Origin of the sequence: Brasilonema sp. UFV-L1, assembly GCF_012912105.1 — a bacterium.
Lineage (GTDB): Bacteria > Cyanobacteriota > Cyanobacteriia > Cyanobacteriales > Nostocaceae > Brasilonema.
Genome location: NZ_QMEA01000002.1, coordinates 148,219 through 167,861 on the forward strand (window position 1 = coordinate 148,219; position 19,643 = coordinate 167,861).

The following is a 19,643-nucleotide window of genomic DNA, read 5'->3' on the forward strand; positions in this document are numbered from 1 at the left end:
CGATAATTTGCCCATCGGGGCTAAAACTGACGCCAGTAACCGGAGCGTTATGCCCAGTCAGGGTGGTGATTAAGCTACCATCCCGTCTCCAGAGTTTAACGGTTTTGTCAACACTTGCAGAAGCGATAATTTGCCCATCGGGGCTAAAACTGACGCCATTAACCTTATCGCTATGTCCAGTGTTAGCGTAGCGTTCCGCAGGAAGGGTGGTAACTAAGCTGCCATGCCATCTCCAGAGTTTAACAGTTTTGTCCGAACTTGCAGAAGCGATGGTCTGCCCATCGGGACTGAAACTGACACCATAAACCCCAGTGCTATGACCAATGAAGCGGTTTTGCTCTCTCACATCGTAAACAACTTGTAGCAACCCCGTCACGACCTGCATCTTGATCTCGGGTTCTGCTTCACCTGAGTGTATCAACTGGCGCAGTTTTTTCCCTGCCTTGATGTTCCCTATCAACCCATCAAGTTGCAAAATCCCACTGGCTGTTTTGCTCTCTGCCTGGAGTTTGGCATTTTTGTACTGCTTTTGCACTTCATTCCACTGGTGAAAAGCAAAAATAGCTGCTGCACTCACAAGTATGGTAGAAGCAATGGCGACACCAGTTCTTGTCTGAGCTGCTTTTCGCGCTTTCTTTTCCTGCTGTAGTTCTTTTTGTCTGCGTTCTTCCTCTTCTCGCCGCAGGCGATCGCGCAACCCCAAACTCAACTCAATAAATATCCTCTCAGGTGAACTAATCTCCTCTTGTCGCTGTTGCAACCAATCCCCAGCTTCTACTAAAGATGCACCATGCAACAAAGCTCCTTCATCATTATTGGTAACCTCCCATTGACGTATTGCTCCTCGTAATCGCTCTTGCCAAGTGCGAAAAGCGCGATCGCTCTTCATCCACTCCCTCAAGCGTCCCCAACCCAGAATCAAAGCCTCATGCACCACCTCCACTGTTTCTTCAGAGGTTGCTTCGTCATAACCAATCACCACCAGACGCATATCCTCACTGTTGAGGCGCGTCACCAACTCCCAGTTTTCTTCTCCTATCTCTTGGCGCGTTGCTAGACGGCGGGTATCTTCTGTTCCCGTTGTTTCCCCAGGACGCACCAGTTGTGTGAACACTCGCCGTATCTGTTTTGGTTGATACTCTTGAGCGATTTTGTCGTATACTTCCTCTGCGTATTTCCCTAACGCATCTTGGATCCCGCCAATTTCATCGTAAGCCTGATTCGTCAGTTGGCGATCTCTGTGTTTTGTTGCTTCTGTCCAAAGCTGTTTCAGGGCAAATTCCAGCAAAGGCAGTTTGTCTGGTGACGATTTGTGTTGCGAGTTTTCTGCTTCTCTGTGTGGTTTTTTACCAACATCATTGAGAATACGCTCTATCAGTCCTGTCTCTAGTGTGACACCGCAGGAGTGTGCAGGACGTGCGATCGCCTCCTGTAATTCCTGCTCATTCATCGGTCCCAGGTTCAAACAATTATTTTCTAAGGCATCATTAAAAGCACGATGAGATTGAGCATAGCCATAAAAGTCAGACCGCAGCGTCAGCACCAGTTTGAAACAAGGTGCATCGTACACAGCCGCCAATAAGCAATCTAGAAAACTCTCGCGTTCCTCAAAATCTGGGCAGAGGGTGTAGAGTTCCTCAAATTGGTCAGCCACTAACAAAATCGATTTAGGATTGGTTAATGATATCCTAGCTATAAATTGAGTTAAAGCATCTTTGTTTGAACGCAGTTCTGTTGCTAGTTGGTGAATTTGAAACAGGCGAGCAGCTTGGTTTGTCTGACGTTCTTCCTCATTCCCAGCATCCGCCTGAGTTGATTGCATAGTCACAAGTGCTGCAGCTAGGGCATCCAAGGGATGCTTTCCCGGACGGAAATCGGCAATTTGCCATTTGTCTGGTTCCTTAAGTAGATAAGGAATCAGTCCAGCAAACACCACCGAAGATTTACCCCTACCACTTGGTCCAATCACCCCCACTATCGGCTTATTTTTCACCGCTTCTAATAGCCGGTGTGTGAAAACTTCCCGTCCAAAAAACACCGATTTATCTTCTTCTCGGAAAGCAGATAACCCTTTGTAAGGGAAACGAGGAGTATCTCCCAAATCTATCCATTTTGGTGGTAATTCTGCGGGATTCTGGCAAATTACAGGCAACCAACTGGCATAGGGAAATAGATTTTCTAACCATTCTAGGCGTTCCCGTGCTTGTCGCACTGCTAGATACAGAGGTTTTCCACTGGAAAAAGCAGCCAAAAAATACTTTAAAAACTCCTGTGCAACTTTATCTGCAACGGGTTCCCGCATAACTATCACCTGCGGAAGTTGCAAAGATGCTAACTGTTGTGCTAATCCTAAGCCATCACAACAGTTGAAGATTGCCAAGCGTAAGCCTCGTTGTATGGCTGCGGTGACAGCGTAGTTTAATTCAGGAACGGTTAAACTTTCCAAGGAGTTGATATGAATCTTGCCTGTATCGTCTTCCGTTTCACCATGCCCAGCAAAAAACAGAATACTCCAACCTGAATTATCCCACAGTTTCTCGTTTAATTCTTGGCGAGATGGCTCAACCAGAAAGACGATTTCAGCACTGGCTAAATTTTTTTGTAGTAACTGGCGGTCTGTGTCGATATCAATTCCTGTGCGATCGCCTAAAATAGCTAAGATGCGGACTTTTTCTCTCGGAGTCGTATTTTTTACTGTAGCAGGTGCTTCAAAAGTCGTCGTACTTAGAGCAAGCTCAGCATTGGGGTAACGCTCAAAGAAGTCCCAGAGGTGCCAAGGAAGTTGTCGCAACTGTGAATTTTCTGTTTGTAAGAGTATCCTAATTGTGTCATCGCGGTGTAATATTTCTTTCAATCTTTCACGAATCAGGCGAAATTCCTCAGATTGATTGAACCAAGTATTGAGCTGATTTCGCAGAGCAACAGCTGCACCCACCGCCTGTTCTGTGTTGATGGAAGCATTGGTGACTCCAAATTTTGGTTTAATGGCTCGTGAAACTTGGTGGTGATGAGCCTGTTGCCATTTTTTATAAAATTGAGGCAAATTTGGGCATGGAGGTAATCCGCCGGAAGTTCCTGCTGATAAGGACGCACCTTCTTCACCTATTTGGAGGGTGACGGTGAAACCTCGCTGAAAATCTCCAACCACGAAGTTGAGGACAACAACTTTATCCATGACAGTGTTGGGTAGATGTAATGATTTTTCCGTGACAAGGAGAGGAACTGAGGCATGTTCATTAAATCACAAATTTTTCAGTAATGCTGTTTTTTTCTAAAGTCACTTTGACACAAAACTGATCTCCAGGGGAAGCCGTAAACTGTAGTTGTAGCCAGTTATCTACTTTTTTTGCTTCAGCTTCCAAGGTAGGAATTGGCTCACCAAATTCATCAAGTACAGTAAGTTTTACCCCATCTGCAAGATAAAGAGAATCATTTCCCGGATAAAGCCGCAGGCGAATATCGATTTCTTCCTCCGAGAGTTTTCGCTGCCTAACAATCAAGGTAACGTGGTGTTCGGGCATTTGCATCCCTAATCTAATCACCTTCGCAGCGTTGACTTCTAGTTCATCAGCACTGCGGACAGAACGAAAAGCACTAGCAAAGACTAATTTTTCCGGTTGCCATCCGCCATCAAACAAACCGTCAAACCATTGATTTAAGCGCACCAACCCCTGTTCTAGTTCCGAAATGATATTTTTAAAACTAGAAACTACTGGTACGGGTTCTAGAGTATCAAGTAAATCTTCTAAAGAATTCAACTGGTTCAGGGATAACTCTTCTTTTGTCACTTTTTCAACAAATCCTAATAATGTTGCCTCCCAAGCTTCTTCATCAATTTGCACCACCACATAACCAATACGGTTATTCCAAGCCTCAGATGATATATGACAAGTTCTAGTATTTGGCAACACAGGAAGACACTCTAATTTCCCTACATTTTTTATTTGTAAATCAGCGACATTCATCAACAGTCGTGAGGCAGAATTCCAACTATAACTTTTGTCTAATTCTGTTTCTATTTCCATACACTGGCAGTAGAAATTAACAGCATATACTGCCAGTGTATTGAGACGAATTTGTTGTGCTTTTTCGCTATCTTTTTGACCACGACTAAACTGTTCAGCTAGCCGATAAGCTTCCATCGTTATTGGAGCTGTAAATGTCACATTTTTAATTAGGGAACTCATAGTTGATTGTCTCCTATTTATCCAAGTATTCTTTAAAATGCGGAGTAAAATACTCTATCGATCTTTCATAAAAACTCGACAGTGTTGGCACAACAATACCCCATTCATCAGACATCTGTCGCCAGGATTGTGCCTGCAACCGGCGTAAAGCTATTTCTTGAAAATTAGCCTCTGGATGTTCTTTAATGTGCCTCTTTTTGAATTCACCATGAGTATCTTCTGCAATAAAATGTCGCACTTCTTCATATTCAAAAACGGCAGTTTCAGGCGACTCTAGAGTTTCTTTGAGAGTCAGATGATAATTATTAGTGGAATAGAAATTTTTCAGTGGAGTATCTAATGACTGTGTTTGCTGTTCATGACGGTAATTTTTAATTGCATCCTTAAATTTTTTGTCAAATATGAAATTAACCCAAGTTAGAAGCTTGCCTTTGACTGGATCATATTTATCGATATTTCGACAAATATACAACCAAGTTTCTTGAAGTGCTTCAGTGTAAACTTGGTGAGGGAAATCTGATTTCCCTTTACAAAACAACTTGCCAGATTGTTGAATGGTATGAATTAAGAGTGTTAATGCTTTGTCCCTGGCTCTTTTGCGAATTTTAACTTCCATAGTTTCTGTTTTATCTATGGTTTTTAGTGAATTCTGCTGAACGACTCGAACTAGTTCTAGCAGTTGCTTGTCAATTTCATCCATAAAGTGATTTGTTTTACTGATTGCTCATTGGTAATTACTAACTATGTTTGATACAATTAGCGATTAACGAATATCACGAATACAAAGTGTAAAACACGACAGCTAATCTTCACTCTTGGTTGTCTGAATACAGCTTTGATCAAGTAAAAAAGACAACCAATTGTGAACGACGCTCCACAGCATGAGAAATAGCCTGACTGCAATTTAGTATTGTTTTGTAACCGAACGGATGCTCGTCTACACAAAAGCCAGTACTACAGTAAGATATCCCTCCCAAGAGCACTGCCTAACCACTGTAAGTCTACGGACAATTCTTGACATGCAAGTGTCCTTAAAAAAATCACACATGTAATATGCTTATTTTAAATACACTACATTTCACCTTAAATCACCTCCTTGTGCTTTAAACTTTCTAATTGATATAACTCAGCACAAGGGGCAAGTTACGCACAAACTGAAATTTTTGTAGCTCGTCAGGTGTCTAAATGGCTAAAAGCCCGATGCTTAATACGTCTTGCCCGATCAAATCGTTTTGTTACCGAAATGTAGTGAGTTACCTCAGTAGATGCAATAATTTCAAATGAACGTTAACTGATTATTAGTAACAGGTACAAAGCAAGTTGTGTTGATAGAGGCAGATAAATGGTGGTGATTGTCACAACCAAGTATAAGAAGACATTTATGCTGATTCGTGGATGCTTGTAAGTGGCAAGATATTGAGTGAAATGGAAGTGAGTCCTTGCAAAGGATAGCTAGCCCCTTAGGGGGCCTGCGCTAACGCTGCTGCGCTGCAAAGCAGATCGCACCAGAGTGCCTCTATTTCCTGAAGTAGTAACAATCAATCTCCGAGAATTTGCTAGGTTATCATCAAATAACGATGTTCTTTAGCAAAATAAGACATATGGTGAGCTATGAATATAGACGAGATCGGGGTAATTTTAAAAAAATTTGCTAGTAACATGATAGGTTTTCAGGGTATAGCGCTCGTGAATTCTGGTGGTAAGCCGATCACAACAATTGGAATAGATGATAATTCCGCATTGATCATGGCGGGAACAATGATTTATTTGGCTAACCGCACCCGTAAGGAAGCGCAATGGGAGGGAGTTGAGCAGATTGAGGTTAAAGGTACAGACGGTTATGTTATTTTAACCACCTGTAGCCCTGATGTTTTCTTACTCGTCATAGCCAGTAAGGTTCCAGAAGGGATGCTACTTGTAGATATCAATCGCACTGTGGACAAATTGAAGGCTGTCCTCAAAGAAGAAGACTCTGACACAACAGACTCGAAGCAGACAAAATTGCAGGAATCTATATCAGAAATGACTAATTCAGAAATGACTAATAAAGATGGTAAAATTTCACGTGCTCTCATGTATAGAGGAAATAAGATACCTGAGTAACCAGTGAAGATTTATTACACCTGTTTCTTCTCAAACCCCCACCACAGAATAATTCCGGTTTTGGACCAGGCGCAAATAGCACAGGATGATTACGCAGTTTATCTTGTATACCAACGCTGAATAAGCCCAGAGCCAGTGTTCCCCAAATACCTTGACAAAGTGAACTGAGATAGCACCTACAGGGTCATCAATTTTTAACTTTGCATCTACAAAAAGTACCCAGAAGAACACAAGAATTCCAGCAATCAGACCGATCCAAAACGCACTGCGAATGCTGACGAAGGTAGAGAGAGTTTCATACATCATCCTTATCATCCTCATACATACGCGGTAAGCCGTAGTGCTCATACAATTCTTGATCTATCTCTCGCAGTTTGCTCACTATTTTGTTCGTTCCTCCCTTCAATGCTTCTTGAAATTCTGGTTCTCGTCGCTCTTTTTCTTGGACAAAAGCTTGCTGCGCTTGTTCCATAGTACTGTCTTGCTCGATAAAATAACGAATCGCCGCCTCACCAATTGCAAATGTCGTAGACAGAGGTGATTTCCTATCAGCTTGTTTAACGCCCAATTGTCTCAATAATTTTTCGGCTTCATTGCTCTGGTCTGCGTTAGTAGCAATTTGGGCTATCATACTGACCAAGCGACTTTGTATGGACAACACTCCCTTTGGATCACCAAAAGGAAACCAGCCAGTAAGAAATGCCAAACATGCTGCGACAAATGTATAGTCCCTAGCGACAGCTTTCTTGAGTGTAATAGCGGCGGTTGCTCCTCCAAAGCCCTGTTTACCGGCTTCGTCAGGAATGCATTTATATATTCGTAGAGCAAGTTCTTCTATGTTGTATCGTTTATCGTCGTATTCATCCCATAAAGTACAAACATAAACATAAATTGAACTCAGAGTTTTGTACTCAGTGATTCTCGCCATCACGCAATCACGAATGTTTGTTTCCTTTGCTTGAAGTCTTGCTGTTTTTAATTTGGCGTCAGGAGTCTGGGAGTCAAAAAGATTATAAGGCGGATTCCACTCCGAGGTGGGTTGAATTCGATCAATTTTGTTTAAAACTAAAATGACTGGTAGTTCAACTCCATGTCTTCGCTTATGCGCTGATTTCAGCTCAGTGAGAAAATCAATATCACTAGTCACATATGCTCGCTCATCAGCTGGAATAACGAATAACAGGATATCTACTTTATTTTGAACGATGTCGTTAATAGCTTGTTGAAAGGCTGCATGATCTCGTGAGTCACCGACTCCACGTGAGTCTACGAATCTTAATTTCCACCCGTTCCTCTCATAGTCGTATATTTCAGTGATTTGTGTTGTCGCTTTGGCTAGACCAATCTTAGTAACACACCGTCCCAAAATGGCATTAATTAGAGATGATTTGCCCGCACCAGAACGTCCGTAAAGAGCTATTTTAGGAATTCTGCTTTGCTTCGCCAACCGCTGAAGTTTATTTTTGAGAATTTGTTCAGCAAAAAATTTTAGCGGTTGAGGAAGTTGTGACAAGCTTGAATGAATTGACAACTCTATAGCTTGCATCAATTCATCAGTTTGGCGACTAATTTTTTCTAGTCTTTGCAAAATAACCCGCGTATTTTCAGGTCTGTGATTTGGAGATAAAGCCATCAGTGAATCAATGAAATCTGCCAATGGCTTCGAGACTTGAGGGGCGCTGTCTCGCCAAATCAATTGACCTGTTGTCGAGTCCTCAGAAAGTACACTTGGAGGGTAGCCCGTTAGTAAGTTGACAAATGTTCGCCCTAGTGCAAAAAAATCTGATTGCTTGACAGCTTTGCCTTGGATTTGTTCTGGGGGCGTATAACCAGATGAAACTACTTTAGTACCTTCAAAACCCTTATCTATACTAATTAAGTAAGTTTTTGTGGCATACTTAACAGCTCCAAAGTCAATTAACACAAGTTGACCATCAGGTTTGAGCATGATGTTAGATGGCTTGATATCCCGATGGTAAAGGTTGTTTTCATGCACTAGAGCTAAAATCTCTACAAGTTGTTGCAACCAGACTAGAGCTTGCTTTTGAGAAATTGGTTTATTCTGCTGTAACCATTGCCATAAGTTCTGCCCCTCAATTTTCTCAATCACTAGGCAGTGTAAGATCTTAGAACCGTAGCCGAGGGACAAGGTTATGGTAAAATATCCATCAGGTTCAATTCTGGGAATTCCTGGGTGTTTGAGAGCACTCAAGACGGTTGCTTCTCGCCTCAACATTTCAACCCACTTAGGACCATCTTGTTTCAGAACCTTCAGGACTTTTGATGTTCCTCGATCATCTACCTCAAAAACTTCGCTATTGTCTTGTTGATGCAGTTCGCGTAGGGGTCTAACTATCCAATACCGCTCATTTATAAACAAGCTATTCCCACAGGCTTGACAACGCTCCACGTGATTAGGATTTTGGCGCTGTTGACACCAGGGGTTGATGCAGTAGATCACAAGATTTTTTATTTAAGCAAAGATTTTAACCTATATCTTAAGTAGATATAGTATATTAGCTTAGCCTAGTCCAGATTCTCCCGTCCATAGACTAGCAGTGCGATTCCTTTTTCTTGTACAAGTGATCGCTTCTTTTATCATTGAGCTACCATAAGCCGATATTATACATCGCCACGATACTTAATAAACTGCTCGGTCACTTACAAAATTATTGCCCATAAAATAAAAATTATGTGATATTTTAAATTTTTGTATCAAATCATATTGTTTACTTATGATGCCTAAGCCTTATTTTTTACATATCCAAAAAATAATTTTCTTGTTTCTATCTACAATTGCGTTCTATTTTTTAGCAGGTTGTGAATATCTTGAATTCAATGAATCAAGCGAAGCCTCCCAAACTTGTCCAAGAGAAAATTCTAAATTCAGTCTTGCTTTCTTCAAAACCAATAACCAAGGCGATAAAGATGCAAAAGGTATTAACCATGTCATTATTTTTAACCCAAAATCAGAAGCATTAGACTTCAAAGTCAATGTGGGTTTGTCTCATAAGCTTTATGCAAAAGATAATCAAGGTAAAGTTCGTCAAGAGTATGTACCAAAATTCTTTTATGAACTTGTGAGTAATGAAAATGCAAAATTAAACGGACAACTACCAATTGCAGCCATTAATGCGGATTACATAGATACAAATAATAAACCTCAAGGGTTAAATATTTCTAGAGGAATAGAATATTCAGGAGATTTTAAAAATAAACGTTCTTCTTTTGGTATTTCAGCAGCTAAAGCAAAGCAACGTCAAGCAACTCTTCAAGTAGGAAGAAGAAAGGATAATATTTTGAACTATAATTTAGTAGGAGGAAATGGCAGATTTTATCGTAATGGCAAGTTTAAAGATATTTGTCAAGATTTAGGAGAACTTGCCTGCAAACAAGCAATCAATCGCTCGATGGTAGCTATAACTGATAAAGGTTATGTCATTTTACTCGTTAATGATATGAAGGCAAATTCCGAGATTCAAGTCTCTCAACTGAATCAAGAGCTTTTACCAGATATGTTTGATGATGTTCTTGAAGGAATTGCTCACAAGAACTGTTTAGGCAAGATTCAAGAAGGAATGTTATTTGATGGAGGAATGTCTCCAGGACTGTACTACGATAATAAAATGTATGTGGAAAATCCAGGACCAATTGGTTCAGTATTTTTAATATATAAGAAACCTTTGAAGAATTAATCTGAAAAAGGTAGGATATTAACAGAAGCTAAAAAAAAGGCTATGACACCTTCTGAAATTGCGGATACGCTCAAAGAATTATTTAGTGCAGCCTCTGTCAATGCTATTGCACCTGGTTCCTGGCAAATAGAAACTCCCAATTTTCGGCTGCTGGTTTTGCTGTCGGATGATGAAAGCTGGTTACGCATTTTATTACCTATCATGCCAGTATCTGAAGCTCAACCTTTTCTAGAACAGTTTTTAGAGGCAAATTTTGATGAAACTCAACAAGTACGTTATGCTTTGCAGCAAGAAGTTTTATGGGGAATCTTTCAGCACAACTGCAAGAGTTTAACGTCAGAAGATTTTGCAGAGGCGATCGCCCAGCTTATTTCTTTGTATGAAAATGGTTTAGATAATGTCTTTAACCGGCTGATTGAAAGACGCATTCGGCAGATTGTGATTGTGGCTAAACAGCAAAATCAGTCTTTGGAAGCCACGATGCAAAGTTTAGAACGCTTTTATGCAGAAGGATTGATGGGTGAACTAGATCAAAGTTCACAAGCAAGAGAAGAAGTTTTAGCCGCATGGCGGTATCAGTTAGAGCGCTTATGGAATGAAATGGATTCAAATTCTCTCTAATAATTTTAGAGACTTCATTTCATCAACATTGACACTTAGAAATAAATTTTAAAACGCCTCAACTTCTATTTTGGAACCCTCTGGAGACTTGCGAACCTTAACTTGTGTTGGCAATCGCTCTCCTAATGCTTTAACATGAGTAATGATTCCTATCAATTTGTCTTGTTGTCGTAAGGATTCCAGAATTTGAGTAACGCTTTCTAGGGTATCTGCATCCAGAGTTCCAAATCCTTCATCTAAAAACAAACTGCCTAATTCTGCACCCATCGAAAGTTTTTCTGACAATGCTAATGCCATTGATAAGGAAGTAGCAAATGTTTCACCACCAGAAAGGGTTTCTACACGCCTTGACTCACCGCCATTCCAATTATCTTCAACCCAGTAATCACCATCTTGAACTTTGAGTGCGTATCGAGAATCAGTCAATTCTTGCAATGTATTGGTAGCACGAGTGACTAAATCTGCTTCCAGATGTTCTAGGATGTACGCTTGAAATTCATCAGACTTGAGGTTCCGGGTCAGGGTAGAATAAGTTCGCGCTTGTTCTTTGACTTTGGATAAATCTGACTCTAGTTTCTCAGCTTGTTTTTGCTTAGATTCCGTCTCATGAACCCAAGCTTTTAAATTAGCACGTTGGTCTTGTGCTTGTTGGAATTGTTGGGAAGCTGTATTTTTCGCATCACGCCAAGAGTTGATAGTTGATTCATTGGTTGTGGAATTGCCTACTTGCAACTTCACTTCCTCAACTTGAGTTTCTAACTTTACTTTGGCATTATTGTAATTTGTAATTTCTTCTTGCCAATTTGTTTGCTGTGGAGACTCTGCTGATGCTTTTATAAAACTTTCTTCAGTAAAACCTGCGCCTTTGAGTGCAGCATCCCAGGTTGTTTGTAACTGTTCTTTTTGAATACGCGCCGCCTCTACATTATTACTAGCTTCTTTGTTTTCAGTTTCATATTGGATAAGCTTTTTATCTGCTGCTTGATATGACTCGGTAATTTGTTGCAGTTGTTGCTGTAGCGCCTGCTTTTCTTGTTCTAATGCTGCGTGCAACTCGGCGTACCATTTCCCGCCAGTCATTTCATGAAGTTTCATTTCAACTTCCTGTAACAATTGTTGCCAACGTTCTATGGACCAAGACTGAGCAACTCTTCCAGGCATCAAATTAGTAACTGACTTTTGCCAAAGAAGGGGGCGATTGCCTACGGCAGAGCTAGCGCCGATAGGCAAGAGCCGTGCCGCAGGCATAGGGCGCGCTACGCAAACGCTTAACGTTCACAACGAGCGAGCTAACCAAAGGAGGCGGTTTTATCAAGGCGTTGCCTTTGGCTCGTGCAGAATCCGCAAGTGGTCCAAGGATCCGCAGGCTTTGATTGGTTATGTAATATTTAACGGTTTGTAAAGATACTATCTTTGACAACTTTGTATAAATGCAAATAGCCAAAAATTGGGTTTAAAGCCCGTCCTTCGCTTGACGGCTTTTTCAAGGTATGCGCTTAACTGAAGCCCCAGTTAAGGGTTGGCTTGATTCCTGCTTTGTCAACTACGGCTACGTTGATATCGGTAAACGGAGAATTGGATAACTCAAAAATCCAATAATTGCTCGTACCAAACTTTTCACCTGTTTCGTCATACATCACTTGGCCTGCCCATTCATCAGACGAATCTTCTGGTTCAGTCTTCAAGGTGAGTTCGCACGCTCTTGAGCAATTCCCGCACTTTTTCACTAGCCGTTGGAGCATCTACATTATCGGGTAAACCATATTCTTTTGGTAATTCTTGCACTATCCAAAGAGGACTCTCACTCTTACTGCCGTCCGAGATAAAACTCTCGATAGCACTCCTGAGTGCCTCCAAGAAACTCAACTTTGTCTGTTGCTTCGTTAGAGCCTCAATATCAGCCGATTTGATATTAATTACCAAATCAGGAACACCTAGTTCACTTTTAAGATTATCAATCATCTCGTAGAATCCAAAACCACCTGCAACATTATCCCCTTTTGCTGGATCGCCTTACTCGTTATTTTCCAGGCATATCCCTTTTGCTTCAGTTGTCTTACAGTTGTCTTTCAAATTAATTTCGGCGATCGCAACTGATTGGAACCCAGGAGGCGATCGCGGCATAATTCTCTAATACTCCACAAGTAAACTGAAATATTATCAGCGCGTTGGTCTAAATGCGGGTCTACATCGTGACTGGTTCTCCTAGGTGCAGCACAAAAACGCACATCTTTAAAAGGTTCTGGGGGAATTCCCATTTTCTAGGGGACAATGCGTCGGCTGGCAAAATTTTAGGGGACAATGCGTCAGCCGCAAAAATACAAGGGTTGTCCATCCTTGTCGCTCTTCGTAGCGTTAACGAAGTGGACCGTAGGTCGCCGTAGGCTGGGTTTGCCCAACCGTGCAAATCGTGGTAACCTAAACTGACATCTTGCACCTGTGGGAAGGAAGCATGAATTGGCAAATACACTGGTGCAAATGACTTCATGTGTTGATGAGCAACAATTAGCCTTCACGCACCAATCGATTGGTGCGTGACGACGCATTCAGATTTTTCTTTCACGTGATGTGTACTTATGCGTCATAACACACCCTACAAGAATTTTATCTTTTTTTATAAACACGCTCTAAGATATCACTAGTAAGGTTTTTTCACTTTGTCTGTTGAATTATTTATTTAGATAATTTCATTATGGATATCATTGAAATTTTAAAACAAGACTATCAAAGATTTCCAAAGAATCAGACATATAGCATCTACGCTCAAGACGTTTATTTTCAAGACCCACTTAACAAATTTCGTGGTGTCGAACGCTACAAGTTGATGATTAAATTCATCGAGACTTGGTTTTTAAATACCAAAATGGACTTGCACAGCATGAGTCGTGCAGGAGACACAATCAAAACTGAGTGGACACTTAGCTGGAATACTCCCGTTCCTTGGAAACCACGTATTTCCATCCCAGGCTGGAGTGAATTACGCCTTAACACTCAAGAATTGATTGTGTCTCACATAGATTATTGGCATTGTTCGCGCTTAGATGTACTCAAACAGCATTTCTTTCCCTTAAAGAGTTCATAATGTAAATAAATGTAAATGCTTCTCATCTAGGAAAAAACTATCCATGCGTGTAATTTTAATGACAGGTAAAGGTGGTGTAGGAAAAACTTCCGTAGCCGCTGCAACTGGACTCCGTTGTGCAGAACTGGGTTATCGTACACTTGTTTTGAGTACAGATCCTGCTCACTCTCTGGCAGACAGTTTTGACCTAGAACTGGGACACGCACCGAAACAAATTCGCCCCAATTTGTGGGGTGCGGAACTGGATGCACTACTAGAACTAGAGGGAAACTGGGGTTCTGTGAAGCGCTATATTACTCAAGTTTTACAAGCGCGCGGTTTAGAGGGAGTGCAGGCGGAAGAATTGGCTATCTTACCAGGCATGGATGAGATTTTCAGCTTGGTCAGAATGAAACGCCATTACGATGAAGGTGAGTTTGAGGTTTTGATTATTGACTCAGCCCCTACTGGCACAGCACTGCGCCTTTTAAGTTTACCAGAAGTTGGTGGCTGGTATATGCGCCGTTTTTACAAACCTTTTCAAAACATTTCTGTAGCACTCAGACCGCTGGTAGAACCTATTTTTAAACCCATTGCTGGTTTCTCTTTACCAGACAAAGAGGTCATGGACGCACCTTATGAATTCTATCAACAAATAGAAGCTCTGGAAAAAGTCTTAACAGATAACACTCAAACCTCTGTGCGTCTTGTCACCAATCCTGAAAAAATGGTGATTAAAGAATCTCTTCGCGCGCATGCTTATTTGAGTTTATATAACGTTGCAACAGATTTAGTTGTCGCAAATCGTATTATTCCTGAATCAGTGCAAGATCCTTTTTTCCAGCGTTGGAAAGAGAATCAACAGCAGTATCGCCAGGAAATTCATGAAAACTTTCATCCATTACCTATCAAGGAAGTTCCGCTTTTCTCTGAAGAAATGTGTGGCTTGGATGCCTTAGAACGCCTGAAGGAAACACTCTACAAAGATGAAGATCCAACTCAGGTTTATTACAAAGAAACGACAATTAGAGTTCTTCTAGAAAATAATCAGTATAGCTTGGAATTGTATTTACCAGGCATTCCTAAGAATCAGGTTCAATTAAGTAAAAGTGGAGACGAATTAAACATTACCATTGGTAATCACCGCCGAAATTTAGTATTACCGCAAGCTTTAGCAGCACTGCAACCTGCTGGGGCAAAAATGGAGGAAGATTATCTCAAAATCCGTTTTGCTGCGGCGTAAAAATAAAGGCATCTTTATCTGTCGTAGTTTGTCGGAGGAATTGGGGATTATACAATTCAGATAAAAGTGACTCTCATCTGGTCCTCTGAAAAAGGGGAATTACCTATTGGTGTCAACTTAATATTCAAATTTTAATCCCACATTGATTTTACGCTCACGGCGAAAGAGTCTTCACAACTTTCGCCTGAAGCTCTTCGCCGCTTGCACGGGCTTTTTCTTTAATACGATTTAAAGAATTTGATACCACTTTTCATTTTTTGATTTACCAAATGCAAATTTTGAGACAGCTTAATATACTGCACCCAAGGCTGATCCGACAACTGAGAAATTGCATTTGGTGATAGGGTTGCGGTGAAAACATCCTTTTCAGGAGTCACATCTGCAACGCCTAAATTTTCTAACATAGCACTTTTATCAGTATATCTAACATTGATGTTTGTATGAATAAACACTTTTAAGATCGGCTCTTGTGAGTTACTAACATCATTGAGCGCTACTGCAAGGGCGGTATCTAGCTTTTGATAATTCATAAAATACCTTCCAGTAAGTCAACAAGGGCAAGCAAAATTGCTTACCCTATTATCAACTATCAACTTATCAAATTATTAGGTTGTCATTACCTATCGTTATAGAGATTTAATGCGTTTATTTTTTGACGTCCAACTTATCGTCCAACTATAGATTCAGCGCATCAATCAGCCCGTAACCCCATTTGTTATCAAAAGTTCCCGCTGGTTTTCCTGGTATGGAACTGTTTTTACGCAGCAGTTCTTTAAGAGCAGCCGGATCGAGTTTGGGGTTACGCTGCAATAGCAGTGCAACCAAGCCAGTGACAAACGGTGCAGCCATACTTGTACCAGCCAACGCCACGAACTTGGAATTAATGAGCATTGAGCGATCAAAATTAGCACTGGAGGAAAGAGCGGAAACAATCATTGCTCCTGGTGCTGTGACATCCGGTTTTTTAGCATCATTCCTCAGAGGTCCTTCGCTGCTAAAATCAGAAACTGTATTCAAGGGAAAACCAAACTCTTGCGTTTTGCTGTCTATATCAGCGTACTTCTCTCTGGTTGTATAAGCAGCAACTGTAATTGCACTGCTCGCACATCCAGGTGAACCAATTTTCACAGAGTCAGCTACACTCTTACCTGTAAATACCACAGAGCCATCTGGTGTCCAAACATCCAGCCGCACATTTTTGGATGAAGTGTTTTTGAATCGCAATTGCCAAATTCCACCAGGTACAGGCGCACTATAACTCTTCTTTCCTTGACCACGAATTTGTATCAAAACATTATAGTCGCCGTTGCCTGGATCGCGTCCTGGTGTTGCGATTTGCAACCGCGCATCTTGTAAGGTATGTTCTTTTATATAATTGCCATCAGTAATAACTCGTTGAAAGGGGGTGACAAAACCGTTGGGACTACGCAAGGACACTTCTAATTGACCTGCACTAGAGTACCAAGCGTTTAAGCATGCTAAGCTCGTTTGATTCAATGGTACGTTGAAACGCATGGTATGAGTTTTACCAGCAGGAACAATTGCTTGAGCGTGAATGTTATCGTTGCCCTCGTTACCTGCAGCACAGCAAACTATACGTCCAGGACCAGTTTCAGAGTCAATGATTTTTGACAGCGAGTCGCTTCCGTCGTGAGGGTCAAAGTGTCCACCCAAGCTCATATTAACCACAACTGGACGTTTCAATTCTCGCGCCACTCGGAAGATGTAACGGACAGCATCAGCAATATGACCTTCATCCAAGTCGCTCTTAACAATAATTAATTCTGCCTCTGGTGCAACACCACAATAAGTTGCATCAACACCAGCAGCAATTCCAGCCACGTGAGTCCCATGACCGTTCGTATCTTGGGAAACTGTCAGAAGCGAGTCAGCTAATTCTGCTCCATATTTACCCTCTGTCACTCCAGGACCAGACAGTGTTTGGTCCCAAATGCGTAAAATTCGTCCTGCAAAGGCAGGGTGCTTCGGATCAATGCCGCTGTCGATAATACCGATAATCACTCCCTTACCAGTAAGACCACCATTTTTTCTTGTAAACTCTGGTATGTGTACTGCAGCTTTGGAAACGTCCATCCGCAGTTGAAGTTTACGCGATGGCTTGATGCGCTCAATGGTAGGATCATCAGATAAGGCATCTAAACTGTGTATCGGTAAGAAGGCAGTCCGGACATGTCCTTTATTTTGGTTGACTTCAATACCATATTGTGATAGGTGACTCAGGTCCGCATTTTCATCACAGTAGATAAAAACTATGCTACGGGTTGGCTTGAGATTGTTTTTGGGGGGAACTATACTCAGCATTCTGATCTGTGGAACTAAAGCTTCTTGTCCCTCTCGTTCATAATCTTCAAATGCTAATAGCAGTCCCGGAGATAATTTTTGATGTTTCATTTGACCTTGATTAAATCTATTGAAGTTGAATTTCTGCAACATCTTAGCAGGATATATTGAAGAATCCTGAATAGTGAATAATTTTAGATTTCCCTATCTCAGAATGACTCTTATGAAAAGTTATCCTACTTGACTAAAATTAGGATTTCTCATTGCGCATCTAGAAAATCTCATTTCTTCATTCATAATGAATGATTCAAAAATTCTTCAATGACTCTCACTAAATACAGCAGTGAGGTAAATCTTTACGGAAAATCCAAAAGTTTTTTCTGTTTACGAGAATCAAGCAATAACTTCAGAACGGTGGAAACCGCTGCTCTGAAGTTCGGTGGAGAAGAACATACACTGAGGGCATTTGCCTCCCCTAGTTTAATTTAATGTTTACTTTATCAATGACCTCGACAAATTTGTCATGATGAATACTTACTTTTGGATTTTGTCGCTGCTACATTTACATTCCATACAACATCAACTATGAAAAATGAAACTATACCCTAGATGTAGGCTTGAGAAACAGCCAAGCCACAAAAAAGGTTGCAGCGGTGAACAGTTGCGTTATATCCGAAGCAGACAGATAGCCATCAGAAAATGAAGCAATACTGCGATCAGTTATACCAAATACCCACGACGAGATACCAAATACCCAAATTCCATTTTTGAGATTTCCTACAAATTGGTTACAGTCTGATGGTTGCCGATTATTCATGATTTTCTCCGTTGGTGAAAAATCTGACCCTTAGAGGATGCACCAGCCATTTGTACTGGGTTTCTGCCAGGATTTAGTACGAAATAATACATGTATTATTCCCTGACATGAAAGCTGTTGTGACTCTGGTTCGGTAAACTTTAAATTTCTTTCATGTATTTATATTAAAAAAGAAATAATAGACTTGACATATCTACCAAGTTATACATACGCAAGTTCTAGTGTTGTTCTTTTGGACTATTTAGTCTGAGGATTTTTTTGTCAAGTTATTCTAGATACTAAACTGAAGGTAATTTGTGACGCTTGTCACATTTAATTTAAGAATTGTTTAATTTTTATTATAAATCTTTTAAACTGTGCTTGGAGGGTGCCTTGATATGAACCGCCAAGGATTCCCCACTCTGTGGAGGGATGGGGAATCCTTGGCGAATTCGGTTAAATCAAAGAAGTGTTGTGTAGCGATATGTCATATGTCAGCAGTTCGGGAGTCTGAATCCCTATCAGGGGTTGTCATTAACAGTTCACCTCATGCACAGCAGTTGCAAAAAACTGCTTCACCGCAGTTGGGATTAGTTTGCATTACATTTTCCAAAGAGGTGCGCTTCCGGACAATAACGCGTACGCGCTACTTAGCACTCCCAGAAGAGCAACGTGAAACCGCCCTGAAAGTCATTTATCGCGAGAACTTACAGCGCTTGGATTTGGCGTTAACTTTCTGTGTGCGGAACTCAATACGGCTTTATCGAATGTCCTCTGCTTTATTTCCGATGAGTGACTGGGAGGATGAAGTCGGCGCAACTGTTTTAGAAAAGATGAGCGCAGATTTAGCCAAAATCGGACAAAGGGCTTCAAGATTAGGCATCCGAATGGTATTGCACCCAGATCAATATGTTGTGCTCAGTTCTGATTCACCGCAAGTGCTGGCATCAAGTGTTAAAATATTAAACAGACACGCTCGCACGCTAGATTTACTCGGTTTACCACGTTCTTGTTGGTCATTAATGAACATTCATGGTGGCAAATCTCAACGCGCAGATCAACTGGTGCGTGTTATTTCTGAATTACCAGAAAATATCAAAAGCCGCTTGACTTTGGAAAATGACGAATACGCTTACAGTGCCAGTGAAATTTTAGAAGTTTGTCAACAAACTGGGATACCATTGGTCTTTGATGCGCATCACCATATTTGCCATGAAAGTTTAGATAGTTATGACGATCCAAGTGTTGCTCAAATGTTTCATGCCGCACGGGAAACTTGGACTCAACCAGAGTGGCAGTTAGTGCATATTTCCAACGGTGAAGAAGCTTTTCAGGATAGGAAGCATAGTGACTTTATTAACGCTATGCCCAGTGTTTACCGAGAAGCGCCTTGGATAGAAGTTGAAGCGAAACACAAGGAAGAGGCGATCGCCCATTTGCGTTCTTGGTGGCTGCAAGACATTTCCTAATCTTGGCTGTCTGATTGAGTGTCTGAGTGCGGCTTGATTTTCTCTAGGCACTTTTTTGTTTTTTCCAAGATTTCTCTGGTTTCGTTTATATGCTCCTGAGAACCCTCTATATGCCAATACGGTTCAGTTAAGCTTCAAAGTGTTGTAAATTGAGCATTGACCTCAAA

17 protein-coding genes and 1 pseudogene are annotated in these 19,643 nt (G+C 41.1%); 6 read left to right on the top strand and 12 right to left on the bottom strand.

What is annotated here, in order from left to right:
- The 3 genes from DP117_RS01435 to DP117_RS01445 form a co-directional block, all read right to left on the bottom strand.
- The coding region (locus DP117_RS01435) for a CHAT domain-containing protein (protein ID WP_169216552.1) at positions 1–3,175 on the bottom strand (3,175 nt) is incomplete at its 3' end.
- 61 nt (positions 3,176–3,236) lie between these two features.
- The gene (locus tag DP117_RS01440; protein ID WP_169216553.1) at positions 3,237–4,187 is read right to left on the bottom strand and encodes a DUF1822 family protein; all 951 of its coding nucleotides are present in this window, start codon (positions 4,185–4,187) and stop codon (positions 3,237–3,239) included.
- Between the two features lie 13 nt (positions 4,188–4,200).
- Positions 4,201–4,887, bottom strand: a complete 687-nt coding sequence (locus DP117_RS01445) for a sigma factor (RefSeq protein WP_169216554.1) — start codon at positions 4,885–4,887, stop codon at positions 4,201–4,203.
- 911 nt (positions 4,888–5,798) lie between these two features.
- On the opposite strand from DP117_RS01445, the gene DP117_RS01450 reads away from it, so the two are divergent.
- Positions 5,799–6,290: a hypothetical protein gene (locus DP117_RS01450; RefSeq protein ID WP_169216555.1), complete on the top strand. Its 492-nt coding sequence runs from the start codon at positions 5,799–5,801 to the stop codon at positions 6,288–6,290.
- A gap of 109 nt (positions 6,291–6,399) precedes the next feature.
- On the opposite strand, the pseudogene DP117_RS35865 reads toward DP117_RS01450, so the two are convergent.
- Positions 6,400–6,572: pseudogene (locus DP117_RS35865) on the bottom strand (ammonium transporter); the annotation flags it as partial.
- A gap of 13 nt (positions 6,573–6,585) precedes the next feature.
- Positions 6,586–8,751 carry a protein kinase gene (locus DP117_RS01460; protein ID WP_169216556.1) on the bottom strand — a complete coding sequence of 722 codons (2,166 nt, stop codon included), beginning with the start codon at positions 8,749–8,751 and terminating at the stop codon, positions 6,586–6,588.
- Positions 8,752–9,025: 274 nt separating this feature from the next.
- Here DP117_RS01460 and DP117_RS01465 point away from each other — a divergent pair, with 274 nt between their 5' ends.
- Positions 9,026–9,985 (top strand): phosphodiester glycosidase family protein, encoded by a 960-nt coding sequence (locus DP117_RS01465; protein WP_248277479.1) that lies wholly within the window; start codon positions 9,026–9,028, stop codon positions 9,983–9,985.
- 42 nt (positions 9,986–10,027) lie between these two features.
- Entirely contained in the window at positions 10,028–10,606 is a 579-nt protein-coding gene (locus DP117_RS01470) for a hypothetical protein (RefSeq protein WP_169216557.1), read from the top strand.
- Between the two features lie 48 nt (positions 10,607–10,654).
- Here the strand turns inward: DP117_RS01470 and DP117_RS01475 are convergent, their stop codons facing one another.
- From DP117_RS01475 to DP117_RS01490, 4 genes are all read right to left on the bottom strand, one after another.
- The gene (locus DP117_RS01475; RefSeq protein WP_169216558.1) at positions 10,655–11,854 is read right to left on the bottom strand and encodes an SbcC/MukB-like Walker B domain-containing protein; all 1,200 of its coding nucleotides are present in this window, start codon (positions 11,852–11,854) and stop codon (positions 10,655–10,657) included.
- Between the two features lie 248 nt (positions 11,855–12,102).
- Complete coding sequence (locus DP117_RS01480; protein WP_169216559.1) at positions 12,103–12,291, bottom strand: hypothetical protein; 189 nt, start codon at positions 12,289–12,291, stop codon at positions 12,103–12,105.
- Positions 12,281–12,568: a hypothetical protein gene (locus tag DP117_RS01485; protein ID WP_169216560.1), complete on the bottom strand. Its 288-nt coding sequence runs from the start codon at positions 12,566–12,568 to the stop codon at positions 12,281–12,283. Before DP117_RS01485 ends, DP117_RS01480 begins: the two co-directional genes overlap by 11 nt.
- Positions 12,569–12,675: 107 nt before the next feature.
- Entirely contained in the window at positions 12,676–12,864 is a 189-nt protein-coding gene (locus tag DP117_RS01490) for a hypothetical protein (RefSeq protein ID WP_169216437.1), read from the bottom strand.
- Positions 12,865–13,298: 434 nt separating this feature from the next.
- Between DP117_RS01490 and DP117_RS01495 the strand changes: the two genes are divergently transcribed.
- On the top strand, positions 13,299–13,688 hold the full coding sequence (locus tag DP117_RS01495) for a DUF2358 domain-containing protein (RefSeq protein ID WP_169216561.1): 390 nt from the start codon (positions 13,299–13,301) through the stop codon (positions 13,686–13,688).
- Between the two features lie 43 nt (positions 13,689–13,731).
- Positions 13,732–14,910, top strand: a complete 1,179-nt coding sequence (locus DP117_RS01500; protein ID WP_169216562.1) for a TRC40/GET3/ArsA family transport-energizing ATPase — start codon at positions 13,732–13,734, stop codon at positions 14,908–14,910.
- 218 nt (positions 14,911–15,128) lie between these two features.
- Here DP117_RS01500 and DP117_RS01505 read toward each other — a convergent pair whose 3' ends face one another.
- The 3 genes from DP117_RS01505 to DP117_RS01515 all read right to left on the bottom strand — a co-directional run bounded on the left by DP117_RS01505 (position 15,129) and on the right by DP117_RS01515 (position 18,028).
- Entirely contained in the window at positions 15,129–15,440 is a 312-nt protein-coding gene (locus DP117_RS01505) for a hypothetical protein (RefSeq protein ID WP_169216563.1), read from the bottom strand.
- Positions 15,441–15,585: 145 nt separating this feature from the next.
- A complete protein-coding gene (locus DP117_RS01510; RefSeq protein WP_169216564.1) occupies positions 15,586–17,322 on the bottom strand; it encodes a S8 family peptidase in 1,737 nt (578 codons plus the stop codon).
- A 487-nt stretch (positions 17,323–17,809) separates the two neighbouring features.
- Positions 17,810–18,028: a hypothetical protein gene (locus DP117_RS01515; RefSeq protein ID WP_169216565.1), complete on the bottom strand. Its 219-nt coding sequence runs from the start codon at positions 18,026–18,028 to the stop codon at positions 17,810–17,812.
- 470 nt (positions 18,029–18,498) lie between these two features.
- Here DP117_RS01515 and uvsE point away from each other — a divergent pair, with 470 nt between their 5' ends.
- Positions 18,499–19,476: a UV DNA damage repair endonuclease UvsE gene (gene uvsE / locus DP117_RS01520; RefSeq protein WP_169216566.1), complete on the top strand. Its 978-nt coding sequence runs from the start codon at positions 18,499–18,501 to the stop codon at positions 19,474–19,476.
- Positions 19,477–19,643 lie beyond the last annotated feature (167 nt).